Source organism: Streptomyces sp. NPDC055400 (genome assembly GCF_053644375.1).
The window spans coordinates 134,368-150,595 of record NZ_JBSHLM010000020.1 but is presented as its reverse complement, the minus strand read 5'-3'; the positions used below and the strand labels follow the sequence as shown (position 1 = coordinate 150,595).

Genomic DNA, 16,228 nt, shown 5'->3' with positions numbered 1-16,228 from the left:
GGCCGCACCGTAAAGCCCCTCACGCACGGCCGAGCCTGATCGATGCGGAGAGCTGCCCATGAACCTCGCTTGCGGGACCCGCTGGGGAGTACTAGCTCGAAATCGCCTTCGAGCGTCACTAGGTAGCACGACATCGACAGTGAGGACACTCCAGGATTCAGGTAACCAGCAGCCGTCGCTTGCGTCGTTGACACAACACGGACGTTAACCGGACGAGCCACTCCCCACGAGCGGGCCCACTCCAGTACAAGCTCACGGATGCACGCCAACTCGTCCGCAGCTATTTCACCACCCATCCGGGCAAGGTATGGCCTCTCGCAAGTGCGACATAAGACGGAAACCAGCCCGGCCCAGCTACCGAAATGTGCACTACGGTGCCCAGCGAGCCGCACTTAGCGGAGCGCCCACCGACACATCGCGGCAGTAGCTGCTCCCCCTCAGCCCATTCCTCAGCGATGGTCCGCTCACGCGCCCGCATCCGCGACGGCGTCGGTACGGCGATCCGCCCCGCCGGCCGTTTCTGCCCGGCTTCGGCGCCCGGCCCCGACGCCACCCCGTCCGCCGCCAGCCTGATTCGACAGCACTACGACTATGGCCGCAGACGGCCGCGCTCCGGCCACGTAAACCGCCCAGCGATGCCGCTCATGACCTGCCGGACCTGGCCGGGCCTTCCTGCCCTCCGCCCGCATGCACGCAGCGCGCCGCCGGGCGCGGCCAGCCGGGGCGCAGACAGGAGGCAGGCCGCGCCGCAGAGGCGGCGCGCGCCCGCGCCGTGCGCGGGCCTTGATGCGGTAGAGAAATTTCTGGTGAGTCACCTACCGAATCCCGGTAAACGCCCCCTCGCCTGTTTCACCTGCCGGGGTGGCGGGATTTGAACCCACGGCTCCTTCGTCCCGAAGAAAGTACGGGCGAGCTTCTGACGCGTAAATACGAACCGGTGTGGGCAAAACCGCAGGTAGCTGACCTCGCCTCCTGCGTTGCCACCCCGCGGCGCGGTGTTGATCAAGGGCTACGGGGCGTTCGTTGTGCCCATTTACCCGTCCCACGGCGGGCGGCGAAGCCGCCCTGGGTCGCTGATCTGCAGTTTTCTGATTCTTGCAGGTCAGGCTGTTGGTTGGCGTTGGTCTGAGGCTGCTAGGGAAAGGCTCACTACTGAGATCCACTCCCCGCTTACTCCCCGATGTAGAGCGCTGGGGCGAACGGCAACGGCGGCTCACCCCGCTCGCGCAGGGACCACGTTCCGTTCGGCACGCAGGCGCGGCTCATCGCTCAGCCGACTCACCCCCGCTCGCGCAGGGACCACACACCGTTGGGCGTGGGCGAGACGCCGTTCCCCGGCTCACCCCCGCTCGCGCAGGGACCACGCCTGCTTCGGCTTCTTGACCAGGTCGATGAGCGGCTCACCCCCGCTCGCGCAGGGACCACGAGGGCGGCGGCGATGCCGTCCGGCCAGGTCACGGCTCACCCCCGCTCGCGCAGGGACCACACTTCTTGACCAGCACGTTTGCTCGACGTTATCGTTTTGTGATGCGCGCCCAGCTGGCCTTGCAGCTCCTGCGTCGCGAACTTCGTCCGCCGATTGTCAGTGCCATGTGCTGAGATGCGCGTGGTCTATTCGCCTTGCATGGTGGGGGGTTGAGCGACGGTGTCGTCAGGTGGTGACGAGCGCACTTTAGCGCTCGTGGATTCCCTCTTATGGGGCAAAGAGCAAGGGTTGGTGCGGCCCTATCCGCTGATCTGCCATCTACTGGACACGGCTGCGATGGCGGGTGCCCTGTGGGATCGCCTGTTGAGCGGGGCGGCCGCTGAGCGGCTGAGTGCTGCCTCGGATATGCAGCCGAATCAGCTGAGGCAGCTCGTGCCCTTCTGGGCCGGACTTCACGATCTCGGCAAGATCAGCCCGGGGTTCCAGCGGAAGTGTGTGGAGCTGTACACGCGGTTGCTGGCCGCCGACTCCTCGTACGCGCCGACTCCGGAAGCGGTTCGGGACGATATCCAGCACGATGAAGCGACCCACTGGGCGCTTGTCGGAATCTTTGAAGAGTTCGGATATCCGGCGCCGCCTCGACGGGCGCACCGCGGAGTCGGCCATCAGGTGGCCCAGCTCCTGGGTGGGCATCATGGCTGGTTCTGGAAGGCTTTGGCGCCGCGGCAGGTGCAGCAGCCACGACTGACGCATCCCGGACTGGGGTCCGGGCAGTGGGAAGCCCAGTGCCGGGCCCATGCCGCTGCCGTGCGACGAGTCACGGGTGCTGAAACACCAGCTGCGGCTCCGTTGCCCACCGCGGTGGCGGTCGTGGTCGCGGGCATCGTGGTCATTGCCGACTGGCTCGCGAGTCAGGAGTCCTTCATCGCCGAGAGGGTTCCCGCTGATGGCTGGGGTGCGGATGACCAGGCGCTGCGTGCGCACTGGATCCGCTCGACCCACGATGCTCCGGCGGTAGTTCGCGAGGCGGGTTTGGGGCGGGCGGATGTTCGTCAGGCGTCCTTTGAAGAGATGTTCGGGTTCTCGCCTAACCCGCTGCAGCAGTCCCTGGTCGATGAGCTTCGCAAGCTGGTGCAAGGCCCCGGGCTGTTGTTGGTGACGGCGCCGCCCGGAGACGGGAAGACGGAAGCGGCGTTGTTCGCGGCCAGCATCCTGATGAGGGCCTCGGGCGCTGTCGGCATCGGTTTTTCCTTGCCGACGATGGCGACAGCCGATGCCATGTACGACCGGATCCGCGCCTTCGCCGAACGAGCTCTGGAGGCTGATGCGGCGCTGACGCGAGTGCACAGCATGGCCTGGCTGAGTTCTCGATCTGCGCGGGACGCTGCCGGGGACGCCGCCGTAGCCGATTCGGTGGTCTCCTCGGCGGGAGCATCCGTAGAGGCGGCGCAGTGGTTGTACGCGCGACGGCGCGGCATGCTCGCCCCGCTGAGTGTGTTCACCATCGACCAGGCTCTGACCGGCGTCCTGCCGGTTCGCTACAACGTTCTGCGGCTGCTTGCTCTGTCCGGCAAGGTCCTGGTGGTCGACGAGGCGCACTCCTACGGCCCCTGGATGCACGCGCTGTTGGTGCGCCTTCTGGAATGGCTTGGGGCCATGGGCGCGCCGGTTGTCGTGCTGTCCGCGACGTTGACCGGGCGGACCGCCGGCGCCCTCGTCGAGGCTTACCTGCGGGGAGGCGGTAACTATGAGCCGCTCTCTGCGAAGCAGACGCAGCCTCACTATCCCGGGTGGATCTACGTCGATGGCGCGAGCGGCGAGGTGAGCGCTCCGTATGCGGTGGCGAGTCTGCGCGAGCGGCGCCTCGGCTTCGAACTCCACCCGGTTTGCCGGGACGTTCCGGTGGGCGACAAGAGGAATCGGCTCGCTGTGGTGAAGGACCTTCTGTCGCCACTGGTCGATGGCTGCAGGGGCACAGCACTCGTGTGCTGCACCACTGTTGCTGAGGCCCAGGAGACCGCCACGTTCATCCAGGCATGGCTGAACGGCAGAGAACGCTCCGGTATGGACACACCGGATCTGCACCTGCTGCATTCCCGCTATCGCGCGGGGGACCGGCGGGCCATCACCGAAGTCTGTGAGACCGCATTCGGCAAACGGGGCCCGCGCCCGAAGGCCGCGATCCTCGTCGCTACGCAGATCGTGGAGCAGTCACTCGATCTGGACTTCGACCTGTTGGTCACCGATCTTGCTCCGATGGCCCTGCTGATTCAGCGCTCCGGCCGTTGTCAGCGGCACAAGAGCCCCCAGGGAGACCCGCATCAGGCCCAGCGGCCCGCCTGGGCGACGGGTGACCCCCGCATCGCAGTTCTGGACCCGGTCAACTCTGCTGGCGCGTTCGAAGTGCCGCCGAAGTGGGGCGACGTCTATGACAAGGCGCTGTTGTGGCGAACACAGGCTCAGCTGGCGGAGCGTCACGGTCGCCCCATGAACGTTCCCGGTGATGTCCAGCAACTCGTCGATGCGGTCTACGCCGAGGAGTTCGCGCGTGCGCTGAGTGAAGATGATCAGGCCCAGCTGTGGGCGGCAGATGCCAGCCGGCAGGCCAAAGAGGCAGCCGAACTCCAGCTCGCCGACATCGTCCGGGTTCCGGCTCCCCGTGATGTGGGCACCAATCTCCATCTACTCAGTGCGACGGCGGTGCCGGTGAGCGAGAACCTCATCGCCACCAGGCTGGGGGCTGATGCGGAACGAGTGGTGTGTGTCTATGAACAGCAGCCAGGCGTCTGGACGTTGGACGAGGACGGTCACGAACCCGCCCCTGGTCTAGCCGGGGAGTCGAGGATCGACAGGAACCAAGCTCGCCTCGTCGCCGACCACATGATTCCCGTTCCGGGGCGGTGGCTGAGGGCGCCTGCCGACCTTCTCGAAGCCCCCGACGCCTGGCACAAGAATGCCGTCCTGCGTGCCTGGAAGCTCCTGCCCCAGCGACGGGAGCCGGATGGGCGGTGGGCAGGAATGCTGCAGCCGGGGAAGGTCCGATACGACCGCTTCGGCCTCTTCTGCGATTAACACTTCTCCACTTCCCGATCCGGTATAGCGTCGGATTTCCGGAACGCCAACACCCCCGCCTGCGCAGGGACTTGAGACCAGGGGTCGGAGCCTGAGGCTCACACTCCTCCATGGTTCACCCCCGCCGTCGCAGGGATGCGTGCCCAGTGACCTTATCCAGCTGTACGAGCCGCCTGTCTGTGAGGAGTGATCACATCCGATGGATCAGTCGATGCGGTATGACCTGAAATCGGAGCCGTGGGTCGGGATTCTGCGTCTCACGGACCTGGACGGAGGGACGTACCAGCAGGGCGCGGTGGGTCTTCAGCGGCTGCTGGCCGAGGCTGACCAGATCAAGACACTGTCGTTCGGCCCCCCACCGGCGCTTTCCGCCCTGTACCGCATCCTCTATGTCCTCACCGCTCGTGTGACGGGACTGGATGAGGCCCCGCACGGACCGGACGAGTGGATGGACCGGCGGCTGGACATCCTGGAGAGCGGACCGGACGCGGAGGCCGTGGACACGTACTTCGCGAAATACCGCGACCGATTCGATCTCTTCGGATCCCGGCCGTTCCTTCAGGATCCCCGGCTGCCGGACGAGTGCCCGAAGTCGGCAGGGGTGAACAAGCTGGTCCTGGGGCGGCCGGCCGGAAACAACACCGTGTGGTGGGAGCACCACTTCGACGGGGATCCGCTGCCGCTTCCGACCGCCGAAGCCGTGGGCCACCTGCTGATGTGGAACTACTACGGGCCGTCAGGACGCTGTGCCACGCGCACTGTCGGCAAGACAAGCGAGGCCAACTCCAGTGCTGGTCCGCTGCGTTCGAGTCTGTCGTACCACCCGGAAGGCGACACTCTCTGGATGTCGCTCCTGGCAGGTCTGACACCGCCGGAGAGCCACGTGCGCCGCGGAGATGATCTGTGTCCGTGGGAGGAGGACGACCTTCCTGACCCGACGGTCCTTGTCGGCTCCTACGCCGGGCCGTCCTCCCGGCTGACCGGAGGCTGGCAGCACGCCCTGCTTCTGGTGCCCGACGCCAGCCACCGGTTCGTCATCGATGCGTACATCACCTGGGGGCGCCGCGGGAAGATGCCTTCGACGCGCGATCCGTACGTGATTTGGCAGATCAGCCAGGAGGGCAACCCGTATCCACGGCCGGCCGACTCCGGGCGCGCTCTGTGGAGAGACGTTGACGCGCTGCTGCTGAAGGACCCGAGCGGCTCCACCCGTATCGAACCACCGGCAGTCTTCTCGACGGCCGCGGACCTGGAAGGCGTCGACCAGCTCCGAGTCAGGGCCCTGGGCTTCGAGCAGGACGGCAAGACCAAGGACGTCCAGTTCGTCGAGGCGTCGACTCCGCCGCTGCTCGGCCTCATGGAGCACAGGCGTCCCGAGGTGGCGCGCAGCATCGGCGACCTCCGCACGGCTGGTGTGACCTACGGGCAGCGGCTCGCGACGGCGGTCAAGAGGGCTTGGGCAACGATCAACGACTCCAAAATGGCGGACTGCGCCTGGAGCGAACACGCCGCTGCCAGCTACTGGCCTTCTGCAGAGGAGGTCTTTTGGCGCCGGCTGCGTGCGGAGGACTTCGACGAGGCCTGGACGGAGTTCCGGCGTCTGGCCGAGCGCACCTTCGATCAGGTGACGGCCGGCTACACCACAACGTCCCGGGGGGCGCGTGCCGTTGAGCACGCACGCCTCGACCTGTATGGCGGGCGGCGACAGAAGAAAGGCGCCACGGCCCCGGGAGGACGCCGCCCGGCCGCGACGCCGTCCGGCGACTGAGCCGCCGCCTGTTCCAGCGAACACAGCACCCGTCGCAACGCGCCCTCAAGGACCTACAGCCAGACCACACGACACAGGAGAGAGCGACATGAGTACTCCCGATCCCGCTCCGCCGCCGACGGCCACAGCTCAACCCGATTCCGGCCGTTATGCCGACGAATATCGCTTCGTTGCGCAGGTTCGGCACATCTGCCGTGAGTCACCTGGCGCGCGGGCAGCACTGCGCAGTGGGCTGGGCAAGCCCGTCGATCGCTGCGAGCGGATGCACTGGGTCGTCGCCGGTCTTGTCCCGGAGAAGGACCGCGGCTACGAGAGTGAACGTCCCTATTACGCGATCGCATCCATGATCGCTGCGGCACCTGCCTCGCAGTCTGACGACAAGAACCCCACAGACCCCGCGGTTCCGGCGCAGCGCAGCAGGACGAGCCCGCGCACGCTCGGCGAATGCCTCGCCGATGCTGTGGACAAGGGGAGCATCAGGGAGAGCGGAGCCGAGGCGAAGCTGCAGCTCCTGACCCGACAGAGCACAGGCGGCCTGCACCGCCATCTGCCGCCCGTGATGCGACTGCTGGACAGTCGACTCGACATCGGCGACTGGGTCCGCCTCCTGGCGGATCTTCGAGCGTGGGAGACCAACCGGCAGCGCGTAGCACGCCGTTGGCTCCAGTCCTTCTACCGCCGTCGCTTGCGAACCGAGCAGTTCACCGCCGAGCAGGCAGATACCGCCGAACACGCGCAGGCTCCCGCGGCCCCGTAGCCGAATCCCGCCGAACCCATTCCGAACGGTTAGGAGCCCCCAATGTCCCAGCACCAGGGCCATTTCATTGAACTGCACATCGTGCAGAGCATCCCGTACGCCAACCTCAACCGCGACGACACCAACTCCGTTAAAACGGTCCAGTTCGGAGGCGTGAACCGGACCCGAGTCAGCAGCCAGAGCTGGAAGCGGGCCATGCGCCTGCGGCTGCAGACGAGGATCGGCACGGAGAGTGTGCGTACCCGACGGCTTTCCGAGCGCATCGAGCGGCACCTGGTGGAGGAGCGTGGATGGCCCGCTGAGCTCGCACGCCGAGCCGCGACCCACACCGTGGTGGCCAGCAGTGTCGGTGCCGAACCCCCGAAGAAGGGTGACGAGGGCGGCCCCTGGTCCTCCGCTGCCATGGTCTACGTACCTGACACCGCTGTTGGGGAGCTGGCGGACCTGTGCGAGGAACACCGGGCCGTTCTGGAATCTGCCAAGGTCACCAAGACCCTCAAGCAGAAGGACGCCGTTCTCCCCACTGACCGTGTCGACGCCGTGCTCCGCACCCGGAACGGAATCATCAATCTCTTCGGGCGCATGCTCGCCGAGGTCTCCGAGGCGAAGGTCGACGGTGCCGTCCAGGTCGCCCACGCCTTCTCCACGCATGAGACCGACACCGAGATCGACTACTTCAGTGCCGTCGACGACGTCACGGCCAACTGGGGGGACACCACCGGAAGCGCCCACATGGGGCACGCCGAACACAGTGCGGGCGTGCTCTACCGCTACATCGTGGTGGACGTACGCGACCTGCTGACCAACCTCAACGACGACGCCGAAGCTGCTCGTGAGCTGGTCACCAGCTTCCTGGACGCGGCACTGCTCTCGTTGCCGCAGGCCAAGAAGGGTTCCACCGCGCCGCACAGCATCCCTGCCCTCGCGCACGTCGCCGTCCGCGAGGACCGGCCGGTCTCCTACGCCTCGGCATTCGAACGTCCCGTACGGGCCCCGCGGGATGGCGGACACACCGAGCCGTCGGTGGCCGCGCTCGACGCCTATGCCCTCGCGGTCGAAAGGCTCCTGGGCAGCAACGGACCGTTGCACGCTGCCCACGCGTCCCTCGACTTCAAGGACCTGGCAGGGCTCGGCAATCGTGTGGAGTCCTTCGAAACGCTCATCCTCGGCGCTGTCGACGCAGCCCTTCCGTCCGGGGCCGCCGCGTGAGTACGGGCGCCGGACCTTCCACGAGCCCGGTGAACCGCGGACTGCTTCTGCAGTTGACAGCTCCGCTGCAGTCCTGGGGACACCGGTCGCGGTTCAATGAACGGGACACCGCGACCGCACCCACCCGCTCCGGCCTCATCGGGTTGATGGCGTCCGCGCTCGGACGAGGGCGAGAGATACCGCTGGATGACCTCCAGGCCCTCCGCTTCACGGTACGTATCGACCGGGCCGGCTCCAGACTCCGGGACTTCCACACGGTTGGTGGGGGTATGCCCCACCGTCTCACCCTGCCCACCGCCGAGGGGAAGCGCCGTAGCCCCGGGAGCGCCACTTTGATCTCCGACCGCTACTACTTGCAGGACGCCGCGTTCACCGTCGCGGTCACCTCCGGCGACGCCCCCTTGTTGCGAACCTGCGCACAGGCACTGAAGAACCCTCGATGGCCCCTCTACCTCGGCCGTCGGTCCTGCCCACCCAGCGGACCTGTCGTACTCGCCGACGACGTCGCCTCACCTATGCGCCACCTGCTCCGCCTCCCGCTGTCCCGCATTCCGCCGCGTCGAACCGAAGCCGTCGTCGTGGAGTTCACCGCGGACCAGCCCCTGACCGAGCTGATCCGCGCAGCCCAGACGGAATTCCCCGACATGCCGATGCCCGACGTCCTCGTACAGGAAGCACCGGACGATCCGCTCAGCTTCGCCCCCCGCGACCGGCGCTATCGCTCTCGCACACAGCACCGGATCACCCTGCGTCTGCCCGTGACGCAGTGCCAGGGAGTCGGAACCGCCAACCTTCACGCCCTCGCCGCGTACCTGGATCACGAACAGGAGGCACTGCGATGACTCTGGACCTATGGCTCACTCGCATCATTCCCGACCCTCGCCATCGGGAGGCGAGGCGTGACATCCGCAGCGCTGTAGGGCTGCACCACCGCATCATGATGCTGTTCCCCGACGGACTGGGAAGCGAAGCCCGCCAACAGACAGGCGCGCTGTTCCGCTTGGACGAGACCCCCCACGGTCACGCCGTACTCGTCCAGAGCACGATTGCGCCCGATGCCACACGGCTCGACCCTGCTTACGGGCAGGTCCAGAGCAAGTCCCTCGGGCCACTCCTGCACAAGATGGAACAGGGCATGCGGGTGCAGTACCGCCTTACCGCCAACGCGACACGCAAGCTGGGACACAACACGACCGTCGGCCGCCCCCGCCAGGTCGTACCGCTGCACGGAGCCGACGCGGAGGACTGGTGGGAGCGCCAGGCCGCCACCTCGGGACTGACGCTGAGCAGCGTGAGCAGCGCCCGTCTCGACGACGCCCGCGGTGAACGGGCAAGCGACAAACGCTCCATCACCCACGCGCGAACTCGGTTCGACGGCACCGCCCTAATCACCGACCCCGACGCGCTCATCACGCGCCTCGCCACGGGAATCGGACGCGGCAAGGCCTATGGATGCGGGCTTCTCAGCATTGCTCCCGCCCGATGAGCTCACCGGCCCGCGCCAGACGACGCCTAGCCGCCCCCACCGCGGCGATGCTCCCACGTGTCGGCGACTCCCTGTCATTCCTCTATCTCGACGCGGCGCGCGTGGTTCAGGACGACACAGGTGTCGACGCCGTCATCAAGACCGAGCAGGGCGCCCAGCGCGTCGCCATCCCCACCGCGGCCCTGAGCTGTCTGCTCCTGGGGCCGGGCACCTCCATCACGGCGAGGGCCCTCGGGACGCTGGCACGCCACGGCACCACGGTCATCTGCACCGGCTCCGGCGGCGTGCGCTGCTACGCGGCCTCAGCCACCGACGGAATGCCCAACCGCTGGCTCGAAGCGCAGGTCAGGGCCTGGGCCGACGACGAAACGCGTGCCGCAGTCGCCCGCGGGATGTACATCCACCGCTTCGGCGATACGGCACCGGCCGACGCCACGGTCGCCCAGCTCCGAGGGCTGGAAGGCCAGCGGATGAAAGCGTTGTACCGACTCCTTGCTCAGCAGCACCGGCTACGTCCGTTCAAACGGTCCTACGACCCTGCGGACTGGGACAGCCAAGACCCCGTCAACCGTGCCCTCTCAGCGGCGAACACCTGCCTGTACGGCATCGTTCACGCGGCGATCAATGCGCTCGGCTGCAGCCCGTCTCTCGGCTTCGTCCACACCGGCACCTCCCACTCCTTCGTCTACGACATCGCCGATCTGTACAAGGCGGAACTGACGCTTCCCCTGGCGTTTTCGCTGAGCGACGCACCAGACGCGGAAGGCGCCGCACGCCGTTCCTTCCGGGAAGAACTCCGCCTGTTCCGCCTGCTCCCGCGCATCGTCGCGGACATCCAGGACCTACTCGACCCGGGCGACGCCGCTCGGCAGGAGGATGCGGAAGACGCAGCGGAAGAACTCGTCCATCTCTGGGATCCCGTCAGCGGCACGCTGGATGGTGGCATCAACTACGACACGGAGTGAATGTCCTTGGCGAACTTGACCGTCATCGCCACAACCGCGATCCCCGACCACGTACGCGGAGCCCTCAGCCGCTGGCTCACAGAACCGATGCCTGGCCTCTACGTGGGAACACTGTCCGCCAAGGTCCGAGACGAACTCTGGAAGACGGTCTCGGTATCTGTGGGCGACGGCGCCGCTGTGCTGGCATTCCCTGACAACAACGAACAGCGCTTCACGCTCCGCACAGCTGGCCAACGCAGGCGCGAACCCGTCGACTTCGATGGCCTGACCCTGATTGCGTTCAACCCAATGGAGGTGGATAACAAAACGATAACGTCCTGAGAATGGCCTGGTCAGTAGGTGTGGTCCCTGCGCGAGCGGGGGTGAGCCGCAAGCTCCGTCCGCTCAGCGAGACGAGATTGCGTGGTCCCTGCGCGAGCGGGGGTGAGCCGAGCGACGAGATCGCCCTCCAGCAGCAGCGCCTGTGGTCCCTGCGCGAGCGGGGGTGAGCCGCGATGCGCCGGCACGGGGTCGCTCAACTCGCAGTGGTCCCTGCGCGAGCGGGGGTGAGCCGACCGGCGCCGACGCCCTGTACGACTCGGGGAAGTGGTCCCTGCGCGAGCGGGGGTGAGCCGCTGCGGCCATGGCCGCGCAGTACGGGTCGCGCGTGGTCCCTGCGCGAGCGGGGGTGAGCCGCACGGCCGCCAGAGTAGCCGTCACGAGGCCGCGTGGTCCCTGCGCGAGCGGGGGTGAGCCGCGCGGGGTGCGCCTGCAGACCTTGTACCGGGAGTGGTCCCTGCGCGAGCGGGGGTGAGCCGCCGACCTCCTGACCCCAGTAGCCGGCACTGTTGTGGTCCCTGCGCGAGCAGGGGTGAGCCGTCGAGACCGTCCGTGGCGTAGCTCTCCGGATTGTGGTCCCTGCGCGAGTGGGGGTGAGCCGCTCAAGCAGTTGGCTCGCGAGTATGTGGGCCTGTGGTCCCTGCGCGAGCGGGGGTGAGCCGTACGTGAGCAGCAGTGAGGCCCTGGGTGGCTCGTGGTCCCTGCGCGAGCGGGGGTGAGCCGCGATGCGCCGGCACGGGGTCGCTCAACTCGCAGTGGTCCCTGCGCGAGCGGGGGTGAGCCGTCCACCGACACCGGTGACGGGGCGAGCATCACGTGGTCCCTGCGCGAGCGGGGGTGAGCCGGCCGCCGCGTCCCTCGCTGTCGGCCTCAACTCGTGGTCCCTGCGCGAGCGGGGGTGAGCCGGGCAGGGTCTCAAGGGCACTGGTGCCCGAGGAGTAGTCCCTGCGCGAGCGGGGGTGAGCCGCCGATGGCGGTGATCTGCCACAACACGCACCGGTGGTCCCTGCGCGAGCGGGGGTGAGCCGGATCGCGAGCAGATGCTCGCGCAGCGTAAGGCGTGTGGTCCCTGCGCGAGCGGGGGTGAGCCGAAGCAGCTGTCCGCCGCCTCGTTCGGACCGTCGGGACCCACGGCGCATCGGCGATTCACCGAGTGGTCGAAAGCCCGGGTGTGGGCGAAGCTCCATCGACTGGTCCTCGACGAACTCGGCTCCTGGGGTGAACTGGACTGGTCTCGCTGCGCGATCGACTCGGTGAACATGCGAGTCCTGAAAAAGTGCCCCTATGAAGCTTCTATATCCCGTCAACCCCAATCGGCGCAGCGGCGTTGTTGAGGTGGCGATAGAGGCGTCGGGCGAGGTATCGCTTGAGGCAGCGGCGGATCTCGCGGTCTGTCTTGCCCTCGGTGCGCCGTCGGTCGGCGTAGGCGCGGGTTTGGGGGTGATGCACCATGCGGACCATGGCGATGACGTTCAGGGCGCGGTTGAGACGCCTGTCGCCACCGCGGTTGAGCCGGTGGCGGGTGGTGTTGCCCGAGGAGGCGGGAATCGGGCTCACTCCGGCGAGGGCGGCGAACGCGGCCTCGTTGCGGATCCGACCTGGATGAGACCAAGCGACCAGGACGGTGGCGGCGGTGACGGGACCGATTCCGGTTTCCTCAACCAGCTCGGCGGCAGGGCTGGCGTCGACCAACTCGCCTATCCGGTTCGTGTTGTCCGTGATCTCTGCATCGAGGACGAGGATCCTCTTGGCGAGACGGACTGCCTCGGTGCGGGCCGTCGCGGTGGCGAGGTCTTCCTCGCGGGGACGCCAACGAGCCATCTCGCCAACCTTCTTGGCACCGAGGGAACGCCGGGCATCGATGCCGAGGTCAGCGGTGCGCACCAGGGCGGTCAGGGCGTTCACAGCCCTGGTTCGCTCGCTGGTGAGTTCGTCCCGCGCGGTGAGGAGGATCTGGGCTGCCGCGCGGATCCCTTCGTCCATCCGCGGGTTTCGCAGCTGTTCTTCGGGGAGCGGAAGCACGGCTGCCGCTATGCGCCGGGCATCGATTGGGTCGGACTTGCCGATTCCGCGGCGCCCGCCGCGGCCCATGCGGGCGGCCTCGGCCACCCGGTAGCCGGCAAGGGCGCTCTGGCGGGCAATCTGGGCCCCGTAGCTGCCGATGCCTTCGATAACCCACAGGGCGCCAAGGTCCCCGCCGGTGCGGCGTCCGACCCAGTTGATCGCGCGAGCCCTGCCGGCGTGGGTGTTGGGGAATGTCTCCGTGTCCAGGTGCTCGCCGTTCGCGGCGAGGACAGCGTAGGTGTGGGTCCTGGCGTGGGTATCGACGCCGATGACGAACGAACGTGTGTGGGCGACAATGGTGTTCACGCGATCGGAATTCCTCTCCGTGAGACGGTAATCGCGGTCGCTGCGGACCGGCGCCGTGCCCGGGAGAGGTCACTTCGAGGCAGAACTGTGATGGGCCACGGCCCCTTCAGGGTCGGGCAGGCTTCTTATCAGGCCACCGAGGTGGGCCGGGTCGACGCCGGCCGCCCGCCGCAGTCGGACAGTTCATAGGCAGGGCACCCTTTGGGGCCACTTTCGTCACGAGTCACGACAGCGACGGGGCGACCGACGTCAACCTTGCCAGCCGGTCCCGGACCAGCCAGGTAAAGACTCACAGTCAACCTTGCCAGCCGGTCCCGGACCAGCCAGGTAAAGACTCACAGTTTTGGTCAAGCAGCGGCGGTGGGTGCGGGGTCGTAGAACGTGCCGTCTCGGAGCATCGCGAAGAGCACGTCGATGCGGCGCCGGGCCAGGCAGACGATGGCTGCGACGTGGTGTTTGCCTTCCCGGCGTTTCTTGTCGTAGTAGGCGCGTGAGTCCGGCTGTGACAGCGACGCGAAGGCGGCGAGGTAGAAGGCTCTCTTGAGCTGTCTGTTGCCTCGTCGGGAGGGATGCTCACCGCGGATGGACGAGCCGGATCTGCGGGTGGCGGGAGCAAGACCTGCGTAGGCGGCCAAGTGTCCGGCGGTCTGGAAGTTGCTGCCGTCGCCGACGTCGATGAGGATCCGGGCTGCGGTCCTGATCCCGATGCCGGGCATGGAGATCAGGACCTGGGAAAGAGGGTGGGCCTCCAGCAGTTCCTCGATCTTGGTAGCGAGGATTTTCCGCTGGTCAAGCACGGACCGGAGGGAGCCGGTGAGGCTGGGGACGATCAGTGCGGCAGCGTCGGTGCCCGGGACGACCACGGTCTGTTCGTCCAGTGCGGCGAAGATGTCTTCGACGAGACGTTCGGCCATGCGCGGAGCCTTGGGTCGCAGCAGGGATACCAGCCGTCGTCGGCCGGCTTTCCTCAACTGAGCTGGTGAGCCATAGCGTTCGAGGAGAACCAGGACGGCCGGATGGTCGAGCCGCGAGCCCAGGACCCGCTCGAGTGAGGGGTGAACCTGGGTGAGGAGCCCGCGCAGGCGGTTCTTGGTGCGTGTCACCTCGCCGGCCAGGTCGTCGTCGAAGCCCACGATCATCCCCAGCTCTGCGATCGTCTCGTCGTTCGGTGCGAGATCGCGCAGGGTGTGCGGCATGGTGCGGGCGGCGTCCGCGATGATCGCCGCGTCGCGTGCGTCGGTCTTGGCCTCGCCCGGATAGAGATCAGCTATCCGTCGCATCGTCAGACCCGGCAGATAGGCGACGCGGCAGCCCGCATCGCGAGCCGCGGCCAGTGGCAGCGCGCCGATCGAGGCCGGCTGATCCACGACCACAAGTACCGTGCCGTGTTTGGCCTGCAGCTTCGTGAACAGCTCGCGCAGTCGCGGCTCGTTGTTGGGCAGCGGTCTGTCGAAGACCTTCTTGCCCGTCGGAGTGAGGGCGGTGCCGTGATGCTCGCCCTTCCCGACCTCCAGACCGAGGTAGACATCGATCTCGCTCGTGCCGTTCACTTACCCTCCCCAGCGACGCGTTCCCGGCCTCACCTGTGGCATCAGCGTGCCGGCATCCACGTTACGAAGCCCTGCTTCACCCCGGTACGGAATGAGCGGTCATGCCCCTGATCAGCGGTCTGCCAATGCCTCCGAGGCCCGGTGACACCACTTTTTCGACCATGATCGACAAGGGGACCAAGTCATGCCGGGCTCGGAGGCCGGGAGTCCCGTTGCGGGACCACGAAAACGGTAACTCGGGGGGCCTGACAGGTCCGAATCCGGTGGATCGGGGCAAGTACGTCTCAAAGATCCACTTGATCACCGAGCGGACCGGACTGCCCCTGTCCGTAGGGATATCCGGTGCCAACCTGCACGACAGTCAGGCCCTCGAACCGCTCGTGCGCGGCATCCCGCCCATCCGCTCCCGTCGCGGTCCGCGCCGACGGCGGCCGGCCAAACTCCACGCCGACAAAGGCTACGACTACGACCACCTGCGCCGATGGTTACGCCAGCGAGGCATCCGGCACCGCATCGCCTGCAAAGGCATCGAGTCTTCCCAGCGGCTGGGACGGCACCGCTGGACCATCGAACGCACCATGGCCTGGCTCGCCGGATGCCGCCGCTATGAACGCAAAGCCGAACACTTCCTGGCCTTCACCAGCATCGCCTGCACGGGGGGTCTGCCGCACGATCGGGTGACATCCTGTCACCCAACCCTGCAGCAGACCCCACTCTCATGAGCACCGGCCAGGAATCAGCTGACTCGTGAATCCTGCTGCCAGGAGTGGCTCGAATGCCTCTACAACTGCAGTGGAATCGGATAGCCGACTACGAACCCCGAGGCTTTGAGCGCTACGGCGTATGTTGCCATCCAATGCAATATCGCCCGTTATGCGAGGTAGGTGCCGGCCAGCGTGCCGTCGTAGCCCATGGCTTGGGCGGCGGCCTCCAGGCTCGAGTGGTCCACGCCGCCGACGTCGATCATCGCCTGGTAGTCGGCGCGAGTCAGCTCGGGCTCGACCCATTCGTGCGCGCAGCGGCATCGGCTGCTGATCGTGCTGCGGTCACAGATGACCATCCAGTCCCGCCGGGCCCCACACTTCGAGCACATCACGGGAATGCCCGTGATCCGGATCTCTTCGGGGTGGGTAGTGGTGCGGAGGCGGATGATGTCATCGCCGAGCTGGGTTTCCTGCTGGAGCCGCAGCAGGGGGTCGACGTCCCCAGCCGATGCCAGCTGAGTGGCTCTCGGGGGCCGGCGGTCTTCAATGAGCATCAGCATGGTCTCCTCGTCCTCTCCTTCACCAGCCCTAAGAGTCGGCGGC

General features: G+C 67.2%; 12 protein-coding genes and 1 CRISPR repeat array. Of the genes, 9 read left to right on the top strand and 3 right to left on the bottom strand.

Annotated features, from left to right (window positions below; genetic code table 11):
• The first annotated feature begins 1,681 nt into the window (after window positions 1-1,681).
• The 8 genes from cas3 to cas2e all read left to right on the top strand — a co-directional run bounded on the left by cas3 (window position 1,682) and on the right by cas2e (window position 11,004).
• A complete protein-coding gene (gene cas3 / locus ACWIGU_RS39830) occupies window positions 1,682-4,498 on the top strand; it encodes a CRISPR-associated helicase Cas3' (RefSeq protein ID WP_454406707.1) in 2,817 nt (938 codons plus the stop codon).
• 199 nt (window positions 4,499-4,697) lie between these two features.
• The gene (gene casA, locus ACWIGU_RS39825) at window positions 4,698-6,266 is read left to right on the top strand and encodes a type I-E CRISPR-associated protein Cse1/CasA (RefSeq protein ID WP_454406706.1); all 1,569 of its coding nucleotides are present in this window, start codon (window positions 4,698-4,700) and stop codon (window positions 6,264-6,266) included.
• An 88-nt stretch (window positions 6,267-6,354) separates the two neighbouring features.
• Window positions 6,355-7,023 (top strand): type I-E CRISPR-associated protein Cse2/CasB, encoded by a 669-nt coding sequence (gene casB / locus ACWIGU_RS39820; RefSeq protein WP_454406705.1) that lies wholly within the window; start codon window positions 6,355-6,357, stop codon window positions 7,021-7,023.
• Between the two features lie 42 nt (window positions 7,024-7,065).
• Complete coding sequence (gene cas7e, locus ACWIGU_RS39815; protein ID WP_454406704.1) at window positions 7,066-8,232, top strand: type I-E CRISPR-associated protein Cas7/Cse4/CasC; 1,167 nt, start codon at window positions 7,066-7,068, stop codon at window positions 8,230-8,232.
• Window positions 8,229-9,074, top strand: coding sequence for a type I-E CRISPR-associated protein Cas5/CasD (gene cas5e / locus ACWIGU_RS39810; protein ID WP_454406703.1), 846 nt, complete (start codon window positions 8,229-8,231; stop codon window positions 9,072-9,074). Before cas7e ends, cas5e begins: the two co-directional genes overlap by 4 nt.
• Window positions 9,071-9,718 carry a type I-E CRISPR-associated protein Cas6/Cse3/CasE gene (cas6e, locus tag ACWIGU_RS39805; protein WP_454406702.1) on the top strand — a complete coding sequence of 216 codons (648 nt, stop codon included), beginning with the start codon at window positions 9,071-9,073 and terminating at the stop codon, window positions 9,716-9,718. The genes cas5e and cas6e overlap by 4 nt, the downstream gene beginning before the upstream one ends.
• Window positions 9,715-10,683, top strand: coding sequence for a type I-E CRISPR-associated endonuclease Cas1e (gene cas1e / locus ACWIGU_RS39800; protein WP_454406701.1), 969 nt, complete (start codon window positions 9,715-9,717; stop codon window positions 10,681-10,683). The genes cas6e and cas1e overlap by 4 nt, the downstream gene beginning before the upstream one ends.
• A 6-nt stretch (window positions 10,684-10,689) precedes the next feature.
• On the top strand, window positions 10,690-11,004 hold the full coding sequence (gene cas2e / locus ACWIGU_RS39795; RefSeq protein WP_454406700.1) for a type I-E CRISPR-associated endoribonuclease Cas2e: 315 nt from the start codon (window positions 10,690-10,692) through the stop codon (window positions 11,002-11,004).
• Window positions 11,005-11,024: 20 nt separating this feature from the next.
• Window positions 11,025-12,092: a CRISPR direct-repeat array (repeat unit 29 nt; unit sequence GTGGTCCCTGCGCGAGCGGGGGTGAGCCG).
• Between the two features lie 202 nt (window positions 12,093-12,294).
• Here cas2e and ACWIGU_RS39790 read toward each other — a convergent pair.
• Window positions 12,295-13,371 carry an IS110 family RNA-guided transposase gene (locus ACWIGU_RS39790; protein ID WP_432167887.1) on the bottom strand — a complete coding sequence of 359 codons (1,077 nt, stop codon included), beginning with the start codon at window positions 13,369-13,371 and terminating at the stop codon, window positions 12,295-12,297.
• A gap of 347 nt (window positions 13,372-13,718) precedes the next feature.
• Window positions 13,719-14,921 carry an IS110 family transposase gene (locus ACWIGU_RS39785; protein WP_454406699.1) on the bottom strand — a complete coding sequence of 401 codons (1,203 nt, stop codon included), beginning with the start codon at window positions 14,919-14,921 and terminating at the stop codon, window positions 13,719-13,721.
• Between the two features lie 101 nt (window positions 14,922-15,022).
• Between ACWIGU_RS39785 and ACWIGU_RS39780 the strand changes: the two genes are divergently transcribed.
• Window positions 15,023-15,643: an IS5 family transposase gene (locus tag ACWIGU_RS39780; protein ID WP_454406698.1), complete on the top strand. Its 621-nt coding sequence runs from the start codon at window positions 15,023-15,025 to the stop codon at window positions 15,641-15,643.
• A 149-nt stretch (window positions 15,644-15,792) separates the two neighbouring features.
• Here ACWIGU_RS39780 and ACWIGU_RS39775 read toward each other — a convergent pair whose 3' ends face one another.
• Window positions 15,793-16,185, bottom strand: a complete 393-nt coding sequence (locus ACWIGU_RS39775; protein WP_454406697.1) for a hypothetical protein — start codon at window positions 16,183-16,185, stop codon at window positions 15,793-15,795.
• Between the last annotated feature and the right edge of the window lie 43 nt (window positions 16,186-16,228).